Below are 18,236 nucleotides of genomic sequence, written 5' to 3'. Positions count from 1 at the left end.
TTACTCCTCCTCGGGGTACACGACTCCCCAATCGGCGCGGAGCTTGGTCATGAGCTCCATCACATCAGAAGCATAATCCAGAAGCTCACGCTTGGAATCGTCGCCGGCGACGGCCTTCTCCAGGTCAGCCATCTCGTAGCACAGGGCATAGGCCTCGGTGCCCGCGGCGACCTCCTCGCGATGACCGTCCGCGGTCCACACGATCGTCGCGTGATCGGCGCGCGGATACTCGTTGACCTCGACATAGCAATTGTCAAAGCTGATAACCGAGCGCTTTGGCTGCTTGGAGTGGAGCGTAAGGCTCACGACGCCCAGCTGCTGCTCGGCATTACGGCAGACAATGCCACCCGCGACGTCAACACCAGTCTCGCAGGTATTGCCCAGAGACACGACCTCGACGGGTTGGCTGGCCATAAACAGGCGCATGACGGAGAGCGCATACACGCCGATATCGAGCATGGCGCCGCCGGCAAGACTGCGGTTGTAGAAGCGGTTAGTCAGGTCGCCGTACTCCTTATAGCTGCCAAAGTTGAGCTGAACGAGGTTCATGCGGCCAAAGTCGCCCGCATCCATGCGACGGCGCAGCTCCTGATACAGCGGCATGTGAAGCACCGTGGTGGCATCCATAAGGACCACGTTGTGATCATCGGCGATGGCGCGGGCCTCGTCGAGCTCGGCAGAGTTGAGGGTAATGGCCTTCTCGCAGAGCACGTGCTTGCCGGCGGCCAGCGCGGCACGCAGATAGGTAATATGCGTGTTGTGCGGCGTGGTGATATAGACGGCATCGATGTCCGGATCGGCGTAGAGGTCCTCAACCGTCTCATACACCTTCTCGACACCATACTGCTCGGCAAAAGCCTGAGCCTTGGACAGCGTACGGTTGGCGACACCCGCGAGCTTGCGACCGGCCAGAGCGAGGGACTGGGCCATTTGGTTGGCGATAACGCCGCAACCGATTACAGCCCAGCGAAGCTCGGGTGCCGTAAAGATGTCGTTAGGGAACGGCATGTCCTGAACCGAAGCGAATGCTGCTTTGGCGGCTGCCGCGGCGTCGAGTGGAGCCTGCTTGGAATCTGCCATATGTGCCTCCTGGGTCATGGAGCGTCTAACATTTCTGCCGTCTCTATATTCGCACAAATTAGCGCGTATGTGCGTACTTTTGCGTATATAACCGCTAAATGGTCAAAATACAGCCGCAGACGGCGCTTATACACGCATAGCCACGCAATCCTACGCACACAAATACGCACAAATGCGCACTAATCATTACTCAGAGACGGGGAATTCTGCTTAGAACTCGAAAGACAGGATGATCCGCTTCGCCTCGTCGCTCATGGCGCGCTGCAGCTCTAAGGACCGTCCCAAACTGCCGACAGAAAAGGAACGTCCCAAACTGCAGACAGAAAAAGAACGTCCCCAGGCGCCGGCATTTCAAGAGCGCTCATTTAAGTCTGTCCCCAATAAGTGCAATCACTCATGTAAGTCTGTCCCCAATGAGTGGGAGCAATCAGAGACTCTTTGCGAGGGAGGCCGGACGTGGCCTTCCTCGTTTTTATTCATGGACTTTAGTCCGTGCCGCACGGCACGCGCGGCATAGAAAGCCACCCGCTCAGCGGGTGGAGGCCAATTTCCGCTACGCGACAAAAACCTTCCCCCTAGCATGAGGATTGTTCAGGTCATCATGCTAGGGGGAAGGTGATTGCTGTGGCCCAGAAAGCCAACAGCCTCGCGCACACGAAATGGCTGTGCAAGCACCGCATCGCACCGAGATCAAGCTCATCGCCGCCATCGTCGAGAAGCACCCCAAGGTGCGCTTTGCCGCGAGCTGCACCTCGGCCCACGCCGACCTCTACGACCGCATGGAGCAGGCCCTGTGCGAGCGCGTGGCCAACGCGGTGGAGGTCGTCCGCTCCGACATCAGCCCCGCGTTTCTTGTCCACACCGGTCCAAACCTCGTGGGTGTGGCGGTCCAGGGACTCTAGCGGAGGCGGGGCGTCCTGCCCCAAAAACAAATGCAAAAGACGAGCGCTTCTTGCCGCTCAATTGGCAAGAAGCGCTCGTCTTTTCTTAACGCGTTGTATGGCGGAGAGAGCGCAAGTTACGCGAGCGCCCTTCTTGCCAGCTCGGCCGCGCCGAGGATTCCTTGGTCGCCGCCGCAGCCCGGGGCGCAGATGTAGCTCTCCATGTCCTTAAGCTCGGCGGTCTGGATGTAGCCACCCAGATATTCGAGGGTCTTCTTGCGGACGATGCCGTAGAGCTGCTCCTGGTGCATCACGCCGCCGCCGAGGACGATGCGGCGAGGCGAGTACATGAGCACGAGGTTCGCGCACATCTGCCCCAGATAATCCCCCTCGAGCGCCCACAGCTCATCGTTGTCCGCGAGCTCGGCCGCGGGCTTTCCCCAGCGCGCGGCGATGGCGGGGCCGGAGGCGAGGCCCTCGAGACAGTTCGCGTGGCTCGGGCAGACGCAGCGTCCCTCCTCGGTGGGACGGGTCCTTACCAGCATGTGGCCGGCCTCGGGGTGCAGCATGCCGTGAAGGAGCCTGCCCGCGCACATGACGCCCGCGCCCACACCGGTGCCGATGGTCACGTAGACGGCGTCCTCGAGCCCCTTGCAGCAGCCGAAGACCACTTCGCCGAGGCAGGCAACGTTCACGTCCGTGTCGTAGGCCACCGGAATCCCGAGGGCGTCGGCGAACGCGGCGCGAAGACCATAGCCTCGCCACGCGAGCTTGGGGGTCTGCAGGATGGAGCCGTAGCGCTCGTCGGCGGGGTCGACGCAGGTCGGGCCGAAGGCGCCGATGCCCAACGCGTCCACATCGCGGGCGGCGAACCACTCGATCATCTGCGGGACGGTCTCGGCGGGCGCAAGCGTCGGGGTCTCCATACGGTCGAGGACCTCGCCGTCGCCGGACACCACGGCACAGACCATCTTGGTCCCGCCGGCCTCGAGGGCGCCGAGCCTCATTTGCTTTTCGCTCATGTGATCCTCCTTGCAAAGGGGCGCCCGCAGCCATGGTCAACCGCGGGCGCCCATAACGTTGGCATGTTTCGAGGCGACCCTACCTGGGCACGCGGTCCTGCCTTGCGGCAAACGGGGCGAGCACGGCGTGCGGCTCGCTTTGGTACCAGTAGGCGACGGTGGAGATGTCGTCCTCGCGCTCGTAGAGCTTGATGTCGTCGTTGCCGAGGTCCTGGAATGTCACGCGCAGGTCCTCCTTGAACGAGATCGGGTCGGGAAGGTGCCACCTGTAGAGACCGTGCCTGGGCAGCGCGTCGTCGTTGGTCGCGAGCATCGGGTTCGGGTTCGGCTTGCCCGCGCTGAAGCGGTCGCGCGTGGCGTCGCGCGTCGAGCGGTACGGGTAGCCGGCGAACAGCGTGTTGAAGCACTGCGCCTCGGGCAGCGCGTGGGGCGGCCTGTCGAGAAAGGCCCAGGCACCGCCGAAGTAGTCCTCGGCTCCCGTCGAGGTGACCGTGGGGAACTCCTCGTCGCCGTCGAGGAAGAACTTCATCTCGCCCTCGCCCCACCAATAGCGCTCCAGGGCGCACAGGGCCATGTAGGTGCCGACGTAGTAGCCCTTGCCGCGCACGCCGTCGAGCACGGTGTAGTCGACGCCCCTGCGGGTGCTGCGCTCGCGGTTAAAGCGAGCGTGGAAGTACATGGCGTCGTCCGGCACGTCGGTGAGCGCGTAGTTGAACGTGTAGAAGATGTACTTAATGAACCCGGGGTGCTCGCTCGTAAGCGTGACCTTGGCGTGCTTCCTGAAGGGCATCTCGAAGTAGCAGTTCATGCCGCCCGTCGGGTTCACGCAGATGGGCATTGAGTTGACAATGGCGCGCTCACCGAAGCCGTTACAGAAGAAGTCGCCGACAGGGCACTCGACCGAGGGGGTCTCCTCGTCGTCCCAGTAGAAGCGCAGCACGAGGTCGCGCATGACGAAGCTGCCGGCGGCGGTCTTGTCGGGGACGGTCATCCAGATGTGGCGGATGATGCCGGGGCCCTCGATGTCCGCGAGCGTGATGGTCTCGCCGGACTCAAGGGGCACGCAGCACGAGCCCTTGCGGCCGACGCCGAGGTGGCTGGCCGACATGGCGGCGCGGCCCTTCTCGCCCGTGATGTTCTCGGGGGTGATGGCGCGGCTTTCCTCACCGCCGTGCATCCACACGTCCTTAAGGAACTCTCTCATCGTCGACCTCCTCTATTCGTCGTCGTCGCACTCGGCAGAACTGACACCGTTCACGTAGATGATCTGCTGGCGCGCCTCGTTGACGAGGGCATCGAAGTCGAGCTTCTCGTCGGGGCGCGCGAGCGCGACCGTCATGGCGAGCGGGAGGTTGACACCCGCGATCACGTGGATCCGGTCGGAGGCGAAGCGGGAGAAGCGCTGGTTCACGCTGCCGCCGAACGCGTCGGTAAGGACGACGACCTCGTCAGTGCCCGAAAGAGCCGCCTCGACCGCCGCGTCGAGCCCCTCGCCGTTGTCGTTCACGTAGGCGCACACGGCGTTGACGGCGTCGCCCTTACCCGTAAGGAACTCGAGGGTGTCCTTGAAGCCCTGGGCGAGAAGGGAATGGCTCGCCACAACTATCTTTCTCATTGATTCACCAATCTCTTGGGTCGAAGCTAAGCGAGGATGCCGGCGGCGGAGGCGACCATCGCGAGGACAATCACCACGAGGATGAGGGCCGTCATGCTCGCGTTCTTCTTGGTAAGAAGGTAATACGCGCTTCCCGTGATGGCGGCGGGGATCATGGCAGGCAGGATCTTGTCGAGCAGCGGCTGGATCTCCATCGCGACGTCGCCGAAGCTGAAGCTAATCGGGCAGGTGACGCCGATGACCGAGGCGATGAGGCAGCCGACCACGGTGAGGCCGAGCACGGAGGCGGCGGCAGTGAGGTTGGGAAGCTTCTCGCTGAAGTCGGTGACGAGCTTCACGCCCTGCTTGTAGCCGAACTCGAGGGCGTGCATGCGGACCCAGAAGATGGCCAGGATGAGCGCGAACCAGATGCCGGCTCCCACGGGGTTGCCCTCGATGGCCATGTAGGCGGCGATGGAGCCCATGATGGTCGGGATCATGGTCATGAGCAGGGAGTCGCCGACGCCGGCGAGCGGTCCCATGGTGCCGATCTTCAGGTCTTGGACGGCGTCCGCCGCCGCTAGGCCGTCGCGCTCCTCCATGGCCACGCAGGCGCCAAGGATGATGGCGGCGAGCCAAGGCTGGGTGTTGTAGTAGCGGAAGTGGTTGTTGAGCGCTTGCTTATAGTCCTCGTCGTTCGTGTAGATCTTCCTCAGGACCGGCGAGAGGGCGTAGGCGACTGAGGCGCCCTGCTGGGTCTGGTAGTTGAAGGTGCACACGCTCATGAGCCAGCGCCAGTTCGCGTTGCGCAGGTCCTTCTTGGTGACCTTGTAGCCGGAGGGCTTGCCCTTGGCGACGGCGGTGATGTTCTCGTTTTCCATGGTTACTCATCCTCTCCGATGAAGGCGTCTGCGGAAGCGTGGGCGGCGAGCTCGGTGTCCCTCTCGGCGCGCTGGTAGAACGCGATCGCGAGGGCAAAGCCGACGATGGCGGCGCCGATGATGGGCACGTTCAGGAAGGCCGAGAGGAAGAAGCCGGCGAGCAGGTACTGGAAGTACTTGCCGGTGGGCATGTAACGCAGCAGCATCGCGATTCCGACGGCCGGGAGCATCTTGCCGGCGAGGGTGAGGCCGGAAAGGAACCACTGGGGCATAACCTCGAGGAGCCAGTTGACGGCGGGCTGGCCGAGGGTCACGGAGACAAAGACGGGCAGGGCGGCGCACAGGCCGAAGAGCACGGGGCAGACCCACAGGATGGCGTTCATCTGCTTGAACTTGCCCTCGTCGCAGAACTTCTGGGACTTCTCGACGACGAAGCCGTTGAGGATCTTGACGATGACGTCGAGCTGGATGCCGAGCATGCCGACCGGCAGGCCGATGGCGAGGCCCGTGTCCGCGCCCAGGGTCACGCCGTAGGCTGTGGCGATGATGGCCATCGTGCCGTAGTCGGGAATCGACGAGCCGCCGAAGCCCGCGACGCCGAGCTGCATGAGCTGGATGGTGCCGCCGATGACGAGACCGGTCTGCCAGTCGCCCATGACGACACCGGTGATAAGGCCCCAGAAGACGGCATAGTTGACGAAGATCATCGGGATGCCGTAGTAGTCCACGTGCTTGATGAAGGCCAGCAGGGTCAAAAGGACGACCTGCAGGATAGTGAAGTTGACCATGATCCCTCCTTAGATGAGGTCGGCGACGGAGACGGGCTTGTCGGCGGGCACGAACTGTGCCGTCACCTTGACGCCGCGGGCGATGAGCGCCTTGTAGCTCTGGACGTTCTCGGCGGAGGCATAGGCGCGCTGGGTGAGCTGGACGCCGCCCTCCTTGACAAGAGAGCCGCCGACGATCAGCGACGGGAGCTCGATGCCCGACTCGACCAGGTGAAGGATCGTCTCGGGCTCCTTGGCGATGACAAAGACCTTCTCGCGGTCGTACTTGCCCGCCGCGAAGTTCTTGAGCGCAGTCTGCTCGGAGATGATCGAGACGGCCATGCCCGCGGGGCGCGCCATCCTCATGGTGGACTTCAGGACCTCGTCGCCGGCGACCTTGTCGTCGATGACCATGACTCGGGTCGCGCCCGACACCGGGGCCCACTGCGTCACGATGATGCCGTGAAGCAGGCGATTGTCGATTCGTGCCATAACAACACTCATGTTTGCTCCTATCAAATGAAGTTTTACGTTCGGTACTGCCTCGGCGCTATCCGGATTCGCGCCGGGCAAGGGGTTATCGGATTATTGAGGACGCGCGGTCAGCTTGCGGCGGCGCGGGGAAGGTCACTCGTCGAGCAGGAGGTCCGAGGAGCCGAGGCGCTCTTCTCGCGCCGGGGCGGCGCTCACGCTTATGTAGTCGAAGACATATGCGATCTCGCTTACGGGAACCTCTACGCGATAGCGCGTCGAGATGCTCGAGAAGCTCTGCCTGAAGGACTCGATGAAATCGGCGCGTTCCTCCTCGAAGCGGTCCTGGCCAACGTAGGTCTCAATGGGGTTTCTGGTAACAAGGCGCTCGACGAGACAGCAGAGGTGAACGTAGAGCCCAATGATGGCGTTACTGCCGATCTTCTCGCCTGTCCTGCGCTGAAGCTCGTGCACGGCGCTCTCGATCTCATGGAATAGCCGCTCCGGGTCGAGGATGGTGATGGAGCGGATGACGTTCTGCAGCGTCATGTTCGAGAGCAGCTTCTCGTGGAAAGAAGAGAGCTCGGAAGCGTCAAGCCACCTGCCGAACACGGCATCAACCTTAGAGGCGGACGCCGTCGACATGATGTCCTCGAGGGCGACGAAGGGGACGGAGGCGACCCCGGGGTCTCCCGTGCCGATGACGGCACAGACGCGGTGCTCGGAGAAAACGGCGTCGTTCGACCCGTTCGCGACGAGCTGCTTGAAGGGCCTCGTGAGCAGGCGCGCGCCTATGGTGCGCGGGAGGCTCTGCGAGACGAGCTGGCGTATCCTCTCCGCGGCGTCGACCCCGGACTCGGAGCAGAAGACGATGGCGTCCTCACGGTTGACGCGCTCGATCATCTTGCAGTGCGTCACGCACGCGGCGGTCGCATCGCCAAGAACCTCGGCGATGGACTTGCCGCCGAGCAGCCCGACCCCGATCTCGAGCGCAAGACCGGTAGAGACGTTGTTCACCACGCCGATAGTGGAGTCGGTAACGTTCTCGAGGGCCTTATAGGCCTCCTCCAAGGAGCCCATGTCGACGAGGAACACGACCCCGGTGCAGTAGGAATGGCGGTCGACGAGGCGCTGGAGCGGACCGACGATGTCCTTCAGCTGCTGGTCGTAGGGCATGTCGACAGCCTCGTACACATGCATGCCGAGCATACGGTTCGCCGCGTCGGCGATGCTCGTCGCCGTTGAGTAGCCGTGGGACAAGATGACGCAGAGCGTCCGAAGGGCCTTCGCATCGCGAGACTCCGATGCGACGCACAGCGTCAGAAGCGTCTTCGTGAAGTGATCGAGCGAGATTCCCAGCGCCCCTTCCACGTCTGCGGCGACCTGATCGGAGACACTCGAGGCAAACGGCAATTCGGAGGTCACGGCACCGAGGAGATGGGAGATTTGCTCCGCACAGGCAGACTTTCGCTTAGCCAGGCCGATACCCGGCCACAACTGCAGGCAAATCTCCTGGGCCAGTAGAAAAGCGACCTTCCTCGAAAGCTCGATGCCATAAGAAGAGCCTGCGTCGGCAAGGACCGCGCCCACGACGCGCTCGAAGGCGCGCGACCTCGAGGAGGCGACGCCGTGGTCGAAAATCAAGTGATCCTCAACGCCGCGCACAGCGGAGACAGCTTGCGAGACAAGCTCGGAGACAGAGAGCTCCCCGGCGCAGAATCGCTCATCGAGGGAGCACAGGGCATCGAGCGCCTGCTCGACCGGCCCTGTGCTCTCGGCGGCATCCAGAGACGCGTCGATCAGAACGCCATCGTCGGGCTGTTGATCGATCTGCGCGGAGGAGAGGAGCCCGCTGGGAAGAAGATACGGGCGAACGACGACGTAGTCGCCCTCGCGATTGAGGAACGCTTTGGCGCAGCAGTTCGTCACGCAGGCGCGCAAGCCGGCGATGTTATCGGAAAAGTCCGCGTTCACGAGGCAACGGTATGCGCCGCGGCTGATCTTCACATCAGAACCGATTCGGCACCCCTCGCTGCGCAGGAAGCTCAAGATGAGATCCTCGCGCTCCTCGGGGGTCCGCTCCTTGAGTGAGGGGACGCGGGCACAGATGGGCATTTTGCTGTAGGCCGAGGAAACCTTCAGGTCATCGGCGGAAAGCGTCGTCGAAAGAACGAGGCGAGCGCGCGGCGCATCCTGGGAGGCATCGAGCCCGAGGGCCGTCGCAAGGCAGTGCTCCATCGCAGAGGGAGAGAGTGCCTCGATGCCGTTGACAAAGACCACACCCCCGCGCGCTTTCGCGATCGACTCGTCAAGAAGCCCGTTGAACGAGGCGGCGTCCGGGACCCCGGCGCAGTCGATGCGCACATAGGAGGAGTCGCGGGACAGCAAGCCCTGGTTCTTGCCGTACTCGTACACAAGGCGAGAAAGGAAAGACTTACCGACACCCACGCCGCCGCTCAAGAGGATGGGCAGGCCAAACGGAGGGTACTGAACCGCAGCCTTGCACTGCTCGACAACGGAGCTGAGGCTCATGTCGAAGCCCACGGCACGCGCGAAGTCGCGGTGATCGGCGATTCCCGTCGCTTGGATGAGGTCGGCGAGCGAGGCGTACTCGCTTGCAGAGAGCTTTACCTGAAAACGCTTCTGGAACGCGCGGCGATGAAAATAACGGACAGGCCTGCCCGCCACCTTAACCACAAGACCGGCGCGAACAAGGTCGTTGAGGTACTGGCTCGCCAGGCTCCTGGAGATGATGAGCGTCTCGGCGATGTCGGAGGTGGACAGACGGGCAAGGTCGTCGAGCGAGACGGCAGAGGTGAGGGCCTCGAGATGCTCGAGAATCCTGTCCCTCATGTCGACGGGTTTCTTTGCCAAGCTGTCCTGTGTGGTCTTGTCCATGACTTCTTACCTCCTCGTACAAGGAGTATAAGGGGAGAACAGAGAACGGAAGGGGGCGCGTGGGGGAATCAACAGCTCCGAGGAAAAGTCCACCACTTGAGGGGCAGAAAACAACGGCCATTGAACATTCAGGGCCGACGCTCAACACTTCGGCTCGACACTTCGCTTTGGAAAGGGCCCCGGCGCGCCGGGGTCCCAACATAAAGAAGGGCCCCGGCGCGCAGGGCCTAAAGCTTAACCATGCGCGCGGCGATGCGGGCGCAGTCGCAGGCGGCCTTCTTCTCGAAGGTGTTGTAGTCGACGACCCGGCCCTCGGCGCAGGGCTTGTCGCTGATGGCGCGCACGACGACGAGGGGCACGCCGTTGAGATAGGCGGCCTGCGCGATGGTGCAGCCCTCCATCTCGCAGCACAGGTCGCCGAAGGTCGCGAGGATTCGCTCCTTCTGTTCCGCGGGCGAGACGAACTGGTCGCCGGAGACGACGCGGCCCTTGAGGACCTTAATGTCGGGGGCGACGGCGGCCGCGGCGGCGCACGCCGCCAGCAAGGGCCGGAACGGATCGCGCAAGATCAAGGCGTCGCCCGGGAGGTCGGGCGTTACCGTCAGCCGGCGCCGCGTCTGCCGCATCATGAGGGAGAACGGCCTGGCCGGCGCATACGGCAGGAAGAGGTTCAAGGTGCACCCCGGGGCGGTCAACGAGGCCGACGTGTCGAACGTCGTCGCGCGCGGCTTCGGCGGCAGGGCGCCGTGCACCCATATATGCAGCGACTTGGCCTGCGTGCGCGTCGGGGCGTCGTGGAACTACGTCTGCCTGCTCGTCGACCTCTGCAACGGGGAGATCGTCGGCCACTCCGAAGGACCGAGGAGGGACGCACGAGCGCCGAGCCAAGCTCTTGGATTACGTGCACTGGTACAACAACTTCAGGATCCACTCGACGCTGGGCTACATGTCGCCGGTCGAGTTCAGGGAGGCGGGGCCGTCCCTCCCGGAATCGTCCAAATAAGTGTTGCCAATCCATAGCCGATCCAGCCATCATCTTCGCGAAGGCGGACGTCAGGAAAAGCTCGGCTTGAGCTCGGTCGGACGCGGTCTGTGGGGCATCATTCAGGCTCAGGGGGTCTCCTTGTCTTCTTCGGTCGCAACCTGAATGATAGGGACGGCCCCTTCTCTCTTTCCCCTTCGTTTTCGACGCGTCACCCTCTCGGCGGGCTTAAGGCCCGCGCTCGCGGGTGCAGGGGCTACGCCCAAATCCCAAAAACGTAACGACGTGCTCGAAGCGTTTCCGGACGTCAGCGTAATCTCAAATCCCGTTCGTCAACTCATGGGCAAGCCACCTGAGACTACTCATTTCTCCTACTGGCAATGAAAACCTGCGACCTGCAGTTTTGCAAACTGCTTGAAAGCCACCTGCGTTGATTCACTTCCTATTGCAGCTGGCGGCTTGCACGCGAAAAGGCATTTAAGTTTCAAAACGGGCGTTTTCGGCGCTATCGAGCCTCCAAAGGCATCCCGCCGCGCCCTTTGGGACAAAAACAAAAACTCAAAGCCCTGAGTTCGAAAATAGTTTTTGGAGTTGTCCCGACTTTTGTCCCCGAAGCCGACGAAACGCGACAGGGTGTCACCTGGCGGCACTCGATTCGAGACGGCACCGAAAACTGGATGCAACCGGAATGACAGGACGGCAGAACCGAAGCCATCGAGTAGGGATAGAAAAAGGCCCGGGTGCCGTGGCATCCGGGCCTTTGCTAGCAACTTGATGTTGCGGGCAACTTAGAACTTGTGGCTGCACTTCTTGCAGACACGCAGCTTGTTCTTGCCGTCCTTCTCGTGACCGACGCGGGTAACCTTACCGCACTCGGGGCAAACGAGATTGACGTTGGAGGCGTCGATGGGAGCCTCCTGCGAAACGATGCCGCCCTGCTGGTTGGCAGCGTTGGGCTTGACGGCCTTCTTGACGACCGAAACGCCCTCGACAACGACCTTGTTCTCGGCGGGGAGAGCACGCAGGACAACGCCCTGCTTGCCGCGATCCTTACCAGAGAGAACCTGGACCTTATCGCCCTTCTTGATATACATATATCTCCCCTAACTACAGGGTCTCGGGAGCGAGCGAGACGATCTTCATGTACTTCTTGTCACGAAGCTCGCGAGCGACGGGCCCGAAGATACGGGTGCCGACGGGCGAACCATCGTTGTTGATGACAACGCAGGCGTTCTCATCAAAGCGAATGTAGGAGCCATCCTTGCGGCGGATCTCCTTAACGGTGCGAACGACGACGCAACGGACAACGTCCTTCTTCTTGACGTTGGCGCCAGGGGTAGCCTCCTGGACAGCACCGATGAACACATCGCCGATGCCTGCATAACGACGCTTGGAACCGCCAAGCACCTTGATGCAGCGAATCTTGCGAGCGCCGGAGTTGTCGGCGACGTTCAGCATGGTTTGCATCTGAATCATGGTAGATGTTCCTCCGAACTAAGAACCGAAGAGAGGTGCGCAGCCTTTATACGGCCCGTGGTATGCAAGCCAGGCATACGCACATCTTCGGAAACGTACAAGTCGTAAGAGCGACTGCTTATTTAGCGCGCTCGACGACCTCGATGAGGCGCCAACGCTTCATCTTGGACATAGGACGGGTCTCCATAACGCGGACGGTGTCGCCCACGCCAGCCGTGCACTCCTCGTCGTGAGCGTGCAGCTTCTTGGAGCTGGTCATCATCTTGCCGTACTTGGGGTGACGCTTGCGCTCGGTGATGGTGACAACAATGGTCTTGGCACCGGAGACGGAGGTAACGACACCCGTACGGACCTTACGCGAGTTACGCGAATCAGTCATGTTCTCTCCTTAGGTCCTACTCGGCGACAGCGGACTTCTCCGCTGCGATCTCGCGGGCGCGCTGCTCCGTGAGGACGCGAGCGATGTCCTTCTTCACGGTGTTGACGCGAGCGGTGTTGTCCAGCTGGCTGGTGGCCATCTGGAAACGAAGGTTAAAGAGCTCGGCGCGCATTTCCTTCAGCTTCTCAACGAGCTGAGCGTCCGAGAGCTCACGAATCTCTGCGGGCTTCATTAGTTCTCCTCCTTGGCGGCGGCGGCGTCCTCAGCAGCCCACTTGGCCTCGAGAGCGGCCTCCTCAGCCATCTCCTTCTCGATGCGCTGCTCAGCGTTCTTGGCAGCAACAATCTTGGTCTTGATGGGAAGCTTGTGCTGTGCAAGACGCAGAGCCTCGCGAGCGACCTCCTCGGGCACGCCCTTGACCTCGAACATGATGCGGCCGGGCTTGACGACGGCCACCCACTCCTCGGGATTACCCTTACCAGAACCCATGCGAGTCTCGGCAGGCTTCTTGGTGATGGGCTTATCGGGGAAGATCGTGATGTAGACACGACCGCCACGCTTCATGTAGCGGGTCATGGCAATACGAGCGGCCTCGATCTGACGGTTGGTGATCCAATGGGCCTCGAGAGCCTGGATACCAAACTCGCCGAAATGCAGCTCGGTATTACCCTTGGCCTGGCCCTTCATGGAGCCACGCTGCACCTTGCGGTGAAGAATACGCTTAGGGGCAAGCACTACTGACCCCTCCTCTCGGAGTTACGACGACGAGGACGGGAAGAGCCCTCGAGTGCAGGGTTGGGAACAGGCTGGCCCGGGAGCTTCTCGCCCAGGTAGATCCAGACCTTCACGCCGCAAGCGCCCATGGTGGTGCTGGCGACAGCCGTGCCGTAGTCGATCTTGGCACGGAGGGTGTGCAGAGGCACGCGACCCTCACGGTACCACTCACGACGGCCCATCTCGGCACCGCCGAGACGACCGGAGCACTGGATACGGATGCCCTTAGCGCCGGCCTTGCGGGCGGACTGGACAGCCTTGCGCATAGCGCGACGGAAGGCAACGCGGCCCTCGAGCTGCTCGGCGATAGACTGAGCAACGAGGTTGGCGTCGAGCTCGGGGCGCTTGATCTCGACAACGTCGACGGAGAGCTGGCCCTTGGAGACGCCAGCGACCTTCTCGAGCTCGGTGCGGAGGGTATCGATCTCGGCACCCTTCTTACCGATGACAACGCCGGGGCGAGCGGTGAGGATGATGACCTTCACCTTGTCGCCAGCGCGCTCGATCTCGACGCGGGAGACAGCTGCGCGGGAAAGACGCTTCTCGAGGTACTTGCGGATCTCGAGATCGTTACCGAGGGTCTTAGCGTAATCCTTCTCTGCGAACCAGCGGGAGCGCCAGTTCTCGGTGATGCCAAGACGGAAGCCGGTGGGGTAGACTTTCTGACCCATACAGCTTTACGCCTCCTTTCGAGGAGCAACGACGACGGTGATGTGGGAAGTACGCTTCAGAATGCGAGAAGCGGAACCCTTGGCGCGGGGACGGATGCGCTTAAGCGTCGGACCCTCGTCAACATAGGCAGCGGCGACAACCAGGTTGTCGGCACGCAGACCGTTGTTGTTCTCGGCGTTCGCAACGGCGGAACGGAGAACCTTCTCGACATCCACGGCGACGGCGCGGTCGCAGAAGTGGAGGATGTCGAAGGCCTGAGCGACAGGCTTGCGGCGGATCAGATCGACCACCAGGCGGGCCTTGCTGGGGGAAACACGCACGTACTTAGCGACGGCGCGAACCTCGGTGGCCTCAGTTTCAATAGACTTAGTTGCCATTTACGGTTAACCCCCTATTTGGCCTTGTGGCCACGGAACGTACGAGTCGGCGCGAACTCGCCGAGCTTGTGACCAACCATGGACTCGGTAACATACACGGGCACATGCTTGCGGCCGTCGTGGACGGCGATGGTGTGACCAACCATCTCGGGGAAGATGGTGGACGCGCGGGACCAGGTCTTCACGACGTCCTTCTTGCCAGCCTCGTTCATCGCGGTGATACGCGAGAGAAGGCGAGTCTCCACGAACGGGCCCTTTTTGAGACTTCTGCTCATAAGTGCTTTCTCCTAAAACTCGGTATCCGAAATTACTTCTTACGGCGACGAATGATGTGCTGGTTCGAGACCTTCTTCTTCTTGCGCGTACGAAGGCCCTTCGTCGGCTTACCCCAGGGGGTAACAGAGGGACGACCAGAGGTGTGGTTCTTGCCCTCGCCACCGCCGTGCGGGTGGTCGACAGGGTTCATGACGGTACCGCGGACGGTCGGGCGCACGTTCATGTGACGCTTACGGCCGGCCTTGCCGATGACGATGTTGGCGTGATCGGCGTTGCCGACCTCACCGACGGTGGCGCGGCAGGTAACGAGGATGCGGCGCATCTCGGAGGAAGGCATACGGACGATAGCGTACTTGCCCTCCTTACCCATCAGCTGGCAGGAGTTACCGGCGGAACGAGCGATAGCGGCGCCCTTGCCCGGCTGGAACTCGACGGCGTGGATGAGCGTACCGACGGGGATGTCGGCGAGGGGCAGAGCGTTGCCCGGCTTGATGTCGGCGTCAGAACCGGACATGATGGTCTGACCGACCTCGAGGCCCTTGGGGGCCAGGATGTAGCGCTTCTCACCGTCAGCGTAGTGCAGCAGAGCGATGCGAGCGGAACGGTTCGGATCGTACTCGATCGTGGCAACCTTGGCGGGCACGCCGTCCTTGTTGCGCTTGAAGTCGATCACGCGGTAACGACGCTTCACGCCGCCGCCCTGGTGGCGGGTGGTGATGCGGCCGTTGTTGTTACGACCGGCCTTCTTGGGCAGGGGCTCGAGAAGAGACTTCTCGGGCTTGGTGCAGGTGATCTCGGAGAAATCGGAGATCGTCTGCCAACGCCTACCAGCGGAGGTCGGCTTAAGGTGCTTTACAGCCATTACAATCCCTTTCAATAGGAATCCGTTAGCCATCGCAGACAGGGATTCGAGGTTCTGCCTCGGGTGCGATGACACCGGACGTATACACGGTTCCGGGCGTGTCCATTTTATACGCCCAAAACCTTGAGCTCCCGCCTCCCCTATTTGGGAGGCATGAGCTCACTCAACAGCAGCGAGTCTTAGGCCTGGTTGCCAAAGACCTCGATGGTGTCGCCCTCGGCCAGCGTGACGATGGCCTTCTTCCAAGAACGGGTCTTGCCGGCGACATAGCGCACGCGCTTGGTCTTGGGCTTGACCGTCAGGGTGTTCACGCGAACGACCTTGACGCCGAAAATCTCCTCGACAGCGTCCTTGATCTGATACTTGTTAGCATCCTTGGCGACCTCGAACGTGTACTTGTTCAGCTCCATGCCGGAGAAGGAACGCTCGGACACGATCGGACGGATGATGATCTCGTGGGCGGTCATTTATGCAAGCACCTCCCCGAAGTGAGCGGCGATGTCGGCGGGCATCAGCACAGCGTTGTTGTTGACGAGATCGTAGGTGTTGGCCTCGTCAGCAGTGATGATGAACGTCTTGGGAATGTTGCGGAACGACAGGTAGGCGTTGACGTCCTCATCGCGAACGATGATGGTCAGACGCTTGCCCTCAAGGCCGAGAGCCTTGAGCATGGCGACGGCAGCCTTGGTGGAAGGCTTCTCGAAGCCGTAGTCGTCGACGAGCACGAGCTCGCCATCGGCCAGCTTGGCGGACAGCGCGGAGCGCATAGCCAGCTTGACCTCCTTGTTGTTCATACGCTTAGCGTAGGAACGGGGCTTGGGGGCGAAGACAACGCCACCGTGACGCCACTGGGCAGCACGGATGGAACCCTGGCGGGCACGGCCGGTGCCCTTCTGACGCCAAGGCTTCTTGCCGCCGCCGGAAACCTCAGAGCGGCCCTTAGCGGACTGGGTGCCCTGACGCCAAGAGGCCATCTGGCACTTGACGATGTGGTGCATAACGTGGATGTTCGGCTCGATGCCGTACACCTCAGCGGCGAGCTCGGCCTCGGCGACCTTCTTGCCCTCGCTGTTCTTTACTTCAAACTTTGCCATTTAAGTGTTCTCCTTGGTATGACGCTGGGCTAAATGGGCTGGGCCCTTAGGCCATACGGATGGCGACGAGACCATTCTTGGCACCCGGGACAGCGCCCTTGACCAAGATGAGGTTCTGCTCGGCATCGATGCGGACAACGGAAAGGTTCTTGACGGTAACGCGCTCGTTACCCATGTGACCGGCCATCTTGACGCCCTTGAGGACGCGCGCAGGATAGGCGCACTGACCGATAGAACCGGGGTGACGCTGGAAGTGAGAACCATGCGTCATAGGACCGCGGCGCTGACCCCAGCGCTTGATGCGACCCTGGAAGCCCTTACCCTTGGAGGTACCGATGACGTCGACCTTCTCGACATCAGCGAAATCAGCGACGGTGACGACCTCGCCGACCTTGTGCTCCTCGCCGTTCTCGACGCGGACCTCACGAAGGAAGCGGACAGGCTCGACGCCAGCCTTGGCGAAGTGACCAGCCATGGGCTTGTTCACGTTCTTGGCCTTGATGTCGCCGAAACCGATCTGGACGGCGTCATAGCCGTCGGTTGCCTGAGTTTTAACCTGCGAGACAGCGCAGGGGCCAGCCTGGATGACCGTGACGGGAACGACGTTATCGTCCTCGTCCCAAACCTGGGTCATGCCAATCTTGCGGCCGAGAATCATGCTGATCAAGATATGATCCCAACTCTCGCGTGGTCTTGGGACAATGCGTACACCACCGAGCGTACGCCCCTAGAGGACCACTACTTACACGACGTGCTCCCCAGTCTTGTATTACGCCCGGACTACCTGACAACCCTATTAAGCAGGCATTTTGTCCAGTCAGAATACTCCCCTGGTTTCACACAGCTGTTTAGTATACACGGCTGCGGGCGTATCCATCGAGATTCATATTTCACTCACATTGTTCACGCAGGTAAAGTGCGTGGATGGCTCCCGAGCACGGCGGAGGGCCGGAGAAATATATTAAGGTCCCTGCTCTACAGTCCTGCGCAAGACGGAGAGCACATTAAGTGCTCTCCTTTGCGTGCGGAACTCGCGATGACCTTAATATATTTCTCCGGCCCTCCGCCGTGCTCGGGAGACGACACGTTGATGTCTGCTTAACTCTGCTCGCTCAGCTAATTACTTTGTTGGGGGTCCACTATTTGCTGGAGGGTGAACTTACATTGCATTGGCTCGCCTTCTGCTTGTAGCTTTGCCTCATCGAAATCGAAAATCATGATGGCGCAGTTGGGGAGTTTTGCTGGGAGCTCGAAGCCCTCTGGGGCTGCAGCCTTGATGAATTGGCGGCTGGCGCTGCCGTGGCTTACTGCTAGGAGGGTTTCGATGCCCTCGGAGCCCATGAGATTGGTGAGGGTGCCTACCATGCGCTCTTGCAGCGCGCGGCTTCCTTCTCCTCCGAAGGGGACCAGATCCTCGCCGGGATCCCAGACGTCGGTAGGTAGCGCGTCGTGCGGGCCCTCTTCGAAGGAGCCGTAGCTGCGCTCGATGATGCCTTCGCAGGGCTCGACTGCGGCGTCCGGACCGAGGAGTTCGTATGCGACGAGACTTGCCGTGTTCATGGCTCGGCCTAAGGGTGATGAGACCACTTTGTCGGGGACGACGCCGTGGGCTTTGAGCCATGCGGCTGCCATTCCCGCTTGTTTGCGGCCCAGGTCGGTCAGCGGTGAATCGCAGCGGCCCTGGACCAGCTTTTTGACGTTGAATTCTGTCTGGCCGTGGCGGAGTAGATATAGCTTCTTCATGCTCTCC

Annotated in this window: 23 protein-coding genes and 2 pseudogenes; 3 read left to right on the top strand and 22 right to left on the bottom strand. The window is 61.6% G+C overall.

Annotated features, from left to right (window positions below; genetic code table 11):
- Window positions 1-1,080, bottom strand: coding sequence for a Gfo/Idh/MocA family protein (locus DW899_RS00625; RefSeq protein WP_117786164.1), 1,080 nt, complete (start codon window positions 1,078-1,080; stop codon window positions 1-3).
- A gap of 665 nt (window positions 1,081-1,745) precedes the next feature.
- On the opposite strand from DW899_RS00625, the gene DW899_RS00620 reads away from it, so the two are divergent.
- On the top strand, window positions 1,746-1,982 hold the full coding sequence (locus DW899_RS00620) for a hypothetical protein (protein WP_117786163.1): 237 nt from the start codon (window positions 1,746-1,748) through the stop codon (window positions 1,980-1,982).
- Between the two features lie 116 nt (window positions 1,983-2,098).
- Here DW899_RS00620 and DW899_RS00615 read toward each other — a convergent pair whose 3' ends face one another.
- The 8 genes from DW899_RS00615 to DW899_RS00580 form a co-directional block, all read right to left on the bottom strand.
- Window positions 2,099-2,983 carry an ROK family protein gene (locus tag DW899_RS00615; protein ID WP_199570234.1) on the bottom strand — a complete coding sequence of 295 codons (885 nt, stop codon included), beginning with the start codon at window positions 2,981-2,983 and terminating at the stop codon, window positions 2,099-2,101.
- A gap of 79 nt (window positions 2,984-3,062) precedes the next feature.
- The gene (locus DW899_RS00610) at window positions 3,063-4,187 is read right to left on the bottom strand and encodes a glycoside hydrolase family 172 protein (RefSeq protein WP_172676343.1); all 1,125 of its coding nucleotides are present in this window, start codon (window positions 4,185-4,187) and stop codon (window positions 3,063-3,065) included.
- 12 nt (window positions 4,188-4,199) lie between these two features.
- A complete protein-coding gene (locus DW899_RS00605) occupies window positions 4,200-4,598 on the bottom strand; it encodes a PTS sugar transporter subunit IIA (protein ID WP_117629220.1) in 399 nt (132 codons plus the stop codon).
- Window positions 4,599-4,624: 26 nt separating this feature from the next.
- Window positions 4,625-5,458, bottom strand: coding sequence for a PTS system mannose/fructose/sorbose family transporter subunit IID (locus tag DW899_RS00600; protein ID WP_117563754.1), 834 nt, complete (start codon window positions 5,456-5,458; stop codon window positions 4,625-4,627).
- A gap of 2 nt (window positions 5,459-5,460) precedes the next feature.
- A complete protein-coding gene (locus DW899_RS00595; RefSeq protein ID WP_117563755.1) occupies window positions 5,461-6,246 on the bottom strand; it encodes a PTS sugar transporter subunit IIC in 786 nt (261 codons plus the stop codon).
- 9 nt (window positions 6,247-6,255) lie between these two features.
- The gene (locus DW899_RS00590) at window positions 6,256-6,729 is read right to left on the bottom strand and encodes a PTS sugar transporter subunit IIB (RefSeq protein ID WP_055287016.1); all 474 of its coding nucleotides are present in this window, start codon (window positions 6,727-6,729) and stop codon (window positions 6,256-6,258) included.
- A 123-nt stretch (window positions 6,730-6,852) separates the two neighbouring features.
- Complete coding sequence (locus DW899_RS00585; RefSeq protein WP_117786162.1) at window positions 6,853-9,594, bottom strand: PRD domain-containing protein; 2,742 nt, start codon at window positions 9,592-9,594, stop codon at window positions 6,853-6,855.
- A gap of 227 nt (window positions 9,595-9,821) precedes the next feature.
- Window positions 9,822-10,139, bottom strand: a complete 318-nt coding sequence (locus tag DW899_RS00580) for a 5'-methylthioadenosine/S-adenosylhomocysteine nucleosidase (protein WP_229026325.1) — start codon at window positions 10,137-10,139, stop codon at window positions 9,822-9,824.
- On the opposite strand from DW899_RS00580, the pseudogene DW899_RS10725 reads away from it, so the two are divergent.
- Window positions 10,096-10,203, top strand: a pseudogene (locus DW899_RS10725) (hypothetical protein); the annotation flags it as partial. The gene DW899_RS00580 and the pseudogene DW899_RS10725 sit on opposite strands and share 44 nt — an antisense overlap.
- A 292-nt stretch (window positions 10,204-10,495) precedes the next feature.
- Window positions 10,496-10,597, top strand: coding sequence for an IS3 family transposase (locus DW899_RS10720; RefSeq protein WP_231501554.1), 102 nt, complete (start codon window positions 10,496-10,498; stop codon window positions 10,595-10,597).
- A gap of 767 nt (window positions 10,598-11,364) precedes the next feature.
- Here DW899_RS10720 and rplX read toward each other — a convergent pair.
- The 13 genes and pseudogenes from rplX to DW899_RS00510 form a co-directional block, all read right to left on the bottom strand.
- Window positions 11,365-11,670 carry a 50S ribosomal protein L24 gene (gene rplX / locus DW899_RS00570; protein ID WP_117799717.1) on the bottom strand — a complete coding sequence of 102 codons (306 nt, stop codon included), beginning with the start codon at window positions 11,668-11,670 and terminating at the stop codon, window positions 11,365-11,367.
- A gap of 13 nt (window positions 11,671-11,683) precedes the next feature.
- Window positions 11,684-12,052, bottom strand: coding sequence for a 50S ribosomal protein L14 (gene rplN, locus DW899_RS00565; protein WP_006235041.1), 369 nt, complete (start codon window positions 12,050-12,052; stop codon window positions 11,684-11,686).
- Window positions 12,053-12,170: 118 nt separating this feature from the next.
- Window positions 12,171-12,431 (bottom strand): 30S ribosomal protein S17, encoded by a 261-nt coding sequence (gene rpsQ, locus DW899_RS00560; RefSeq protein ID WP_006235040.1) that lies wholly within the window; start codon window positions 12,429-12,431, stop codon window positions 12,171-12,173.
- A 16-nt stretch (window positions 12,432-12,447) separates the two neighbouring features.
- Window positions 12,448-12,663 carry a 50S ribosomal protein L29 gene (gene rpmC, locus DW899_RS00555; RefSeq protein WP_006235039.1) on the bottom strand — a complete coding sequence of 72 codons (216 nt, stop codon included), beginning with the start codon at window positions 12,661-12,663 and terminating at the stop codon, window positions 12,448-12,450.
- A gap of 107 nt (window positions 12,664-12,770) precedes the next feature.
- A pseudogene (gene rplP / locus DW899_RS00550) lies at window positions 12,771-13,166 on the bottom strand (50S ribosomal protein L16); the annotation flags it as partial.
- Window positions 13,166-13,876, bottom strand: coding sequence for a 30S ribosomal protein S3 (rpsC, locus tag DW899_RS00545; protein ID WP_006235037.1), 711 nt, complete (start codon window positions 13,874-13,876; stop codon window positions 13,166-13,168). The gene rpsC and the pseudogene rplP, both read right to left, overlap by 1 nt.
- Window positions 13,877-13,882: 6 nt before the next feature.
- Complete coding sequence (gene rplV, locus DW899_RS00540; RefSeq protein ID WP_006235036.1) at window positions 13,883-14,254, bottom strand: 50S ribosomal protein L22; 372 nt, start codon at window positions 14,252-14,254, stop codon at window positions 13,883-13,885.
- A 14-nt stretch (window positions 14,255-14,268) separates the two neighbouring features.
- Window positions 14,269-14,529, bottom strand: coding sequence for a 30S ribosomal protein S19 (gene rpsS / locus DW899_RS00535; protein WP_006235035.1), 261 nt, complete (start codon window positions 14,527-14,529; stop codon window positions 14,269-14,271).
- A 32-nt stretch (window positions 14,530-14,561) separates the two neighbouring features.
- On the bottom strand, window positions 14,562-15,392 hold the full coding sequence (gene rplB / locus DW899_RS00530) for a 50S ribosomal protein L2 (RefSeq protein ID WP_055250219.1): 831 nt from the start codon (window positions 15,390-15,392) through the stop codon (window positions 14,562-14,564).
- A gap of 179 nt (window positions 15,393-15,571) precedes the next feature.
- Complete coding sequence (gene rplW, locus DW899_RS00525) at window positions 15,572-15,859, bottom strand: 50S ribosomal protein L23 (protein ID WP_022094197.1); 288 nt, start codon at window positions 15,857-15,859, stop codon at window positions 15,572-15,574.
- On the bottom strand, window positions 15,860-16,486 hold the full coding sequence (rplD, locus tag DW899_RS00520; RefSeq protein ID WP_006235032.1) for a 50S ribosomal protein L4: 627 nt from the start codon (window positions 16,484-16,486) through the stop codon (window positions 15,860-15,862).
- Between the two features lie 46 nt (window positions 16,487-16,532).
- Window positions 16,533-17,153: a 50S ribosomal protein L3 gene (rplC, locus tag DW899_RS00515; RefSeq protein WP_035137484.1), complete on the bottom strand. Its 621-nt coding sequence runs from the start codon at window positions 17,151-17,153 to the stop codon at window positions 16,533-16,535.
- A gap of 449 nt (window positions 17,154-17,602) precedes the next feature.
- Window positions 17,603-18,229: a histidine phosphatase family protein gene (locus tag DW899_RS00510; RefSeq protein ID WP_117799716.1), complete on the bottom strand. Its 627-nt coding sequence runs from the start codon at window positions 18,227-18,229 to the stop codon at window positions 17,603-17,605.
- Window positions 18,230-18,236 lie beyond the last annotated feature (7 nt).

The organism is Collinsella sp. AM41-2BH (assembly GCF_003468085.1).
Lineage (GTDB): Bacteria > Actinomycetota > Coriobacteriia > Coriobacteriales > Coriobacteriaceae > Collinsella.
The sequence above is the reverse complement of the archived record's forward strand: the minus strand, read 5'-3'. Positions and strand labels throughout refer to the sequence as shown.

Bases quoted from the DNA above. Each gene is read 5' to 3' on its own strand.
- rpmC (WP_006235039.1), bottom strand. From the start codon at position 12,663: ATGAAGCCCGCAGAGATTCGTGAGCTCTCGGACGCTCAGCTCGTTGAG.
- DW899_RS00615 (WP_199570234.1), bottom strand. From the start codon at position 2,983: ATGAGCGAAAAGCAAATGAGGCTCGGCGCCCTCGAGGCCGGCGGGACC.
- DW899_RS00595 (WP_117563755.1), bottom strand. From the start codon at position 6,246: ATGGTCAACTTCACTATCCTGCAGGTCGTCCTTTTGACCCTGCTGGCC.
- DW899_RS00510 (WP_117799716.1), bottom strand. From the start codon at position 18,229: ATGAAGAAGCTATATCTACTCCGCCACGGCCAGACAGAATTCAACGTC.
- DW899_RS00625 (WP_117786164.1), bottom strand. From the start codon at position 1,080: ATGGCAGATTCCAAGCAGGCTCCACTCGACGCCGCGGCAGCCGCCAAA.
- rpsS (WP_006235035.1), bottom strand. From the start codon at position 14,529: ATGAGCAGAAGTCTCAAAAAGGGCCCGTTCGTGGAGACTCGCCTTCTC.
- rplW (WP_022094197.1), bottom strand. From the start codon at position 15,859: ATGACCGCCCACGAGATCATCATCCGTCCGATCGTGTCCGAGCGTTCC.
- rpsQ (WP_006235040.1), bottom strand. From the start codon at position 12,431: ATGACTGATTCGCGTAACTCGCGTAAGGTCCGTACGGGTGTCGTTACC.
- DW899_RS00610 (WP_172676343.1), bottom strand. From the start codon at position 4,187: ATGAGAGAGTTCCTTAAGGACGTGTGGATGCACGGCGGTGAGGAAAGC.
- rplV (WP_006235036.1), bottom strand. From the start codon at position 14,254: ATGGCAACTAAGTCTATTGAAACTGAGGCCACCGAGGTTCGCGCCGTC.
- rplB (WP_055250219.1), bottom strand. From the start codon at position 15,392: ATGGCTGTAAAGCACCTTAAGCCGACCTCCGCTGGTAGGCGTTGGCAG.
- rpsC (WP_006235037.1), bottom strand. From the start codon at position 13,876: ATGGGTCAGAAAGTCTACCCCACCGGCTTCCGTCTTGGCATCACCGAG.
- DW899_RS00605 (WP_117629220.1), bottom strand. From the start codon at position 4,598: ATGAGAAAGATAGTTGTGGCGAGCCATTCCCTTCTCGCCCAGGGCTTC.
- rplX (WP_117799717.1), bottom strand. From the start codon at position 11,670: ATGTATATCAAGAAGGGCGATAAGGTCCAGGTTCTCTCTGGTAAGGAT.
- DW899_RS00590 (WP_055287016.1), bottom strand. From the start codon at position 6,729: ATGAGTGTTGTTATGGCACGAATCGACAATCGCCTGCTTCACGGCATC.
- rplD (WP_006235032.1), bottom strand. From the start codon at position 16,486: ATGGCAAAGTTTGAAGTAAAGAACAGCGAGGGCAAGAAGGTCGCCGAG.
- rplN (WP_006235041.1), bottom strand. From the start codon at position 12,052: ATGATTCAGATGCAAACCATGCTGAACGTCGCCGACAACTCCGGCGCT.
- DW899_RS00585 (WP_117786162.1), bottom strand. From the start codon at position 9,594: ATGGACAAGACCACACAGGACAGCTTGGCAAAGAAACCCGTCGACATG.
- DW899_RS00600 (WP_117563754.1), bottom strand. From the start codon at position 5,458: ATGGAAAACGAGAACATCACCGCCGTCGCCAAGGGCAAGCCCTCCGGC.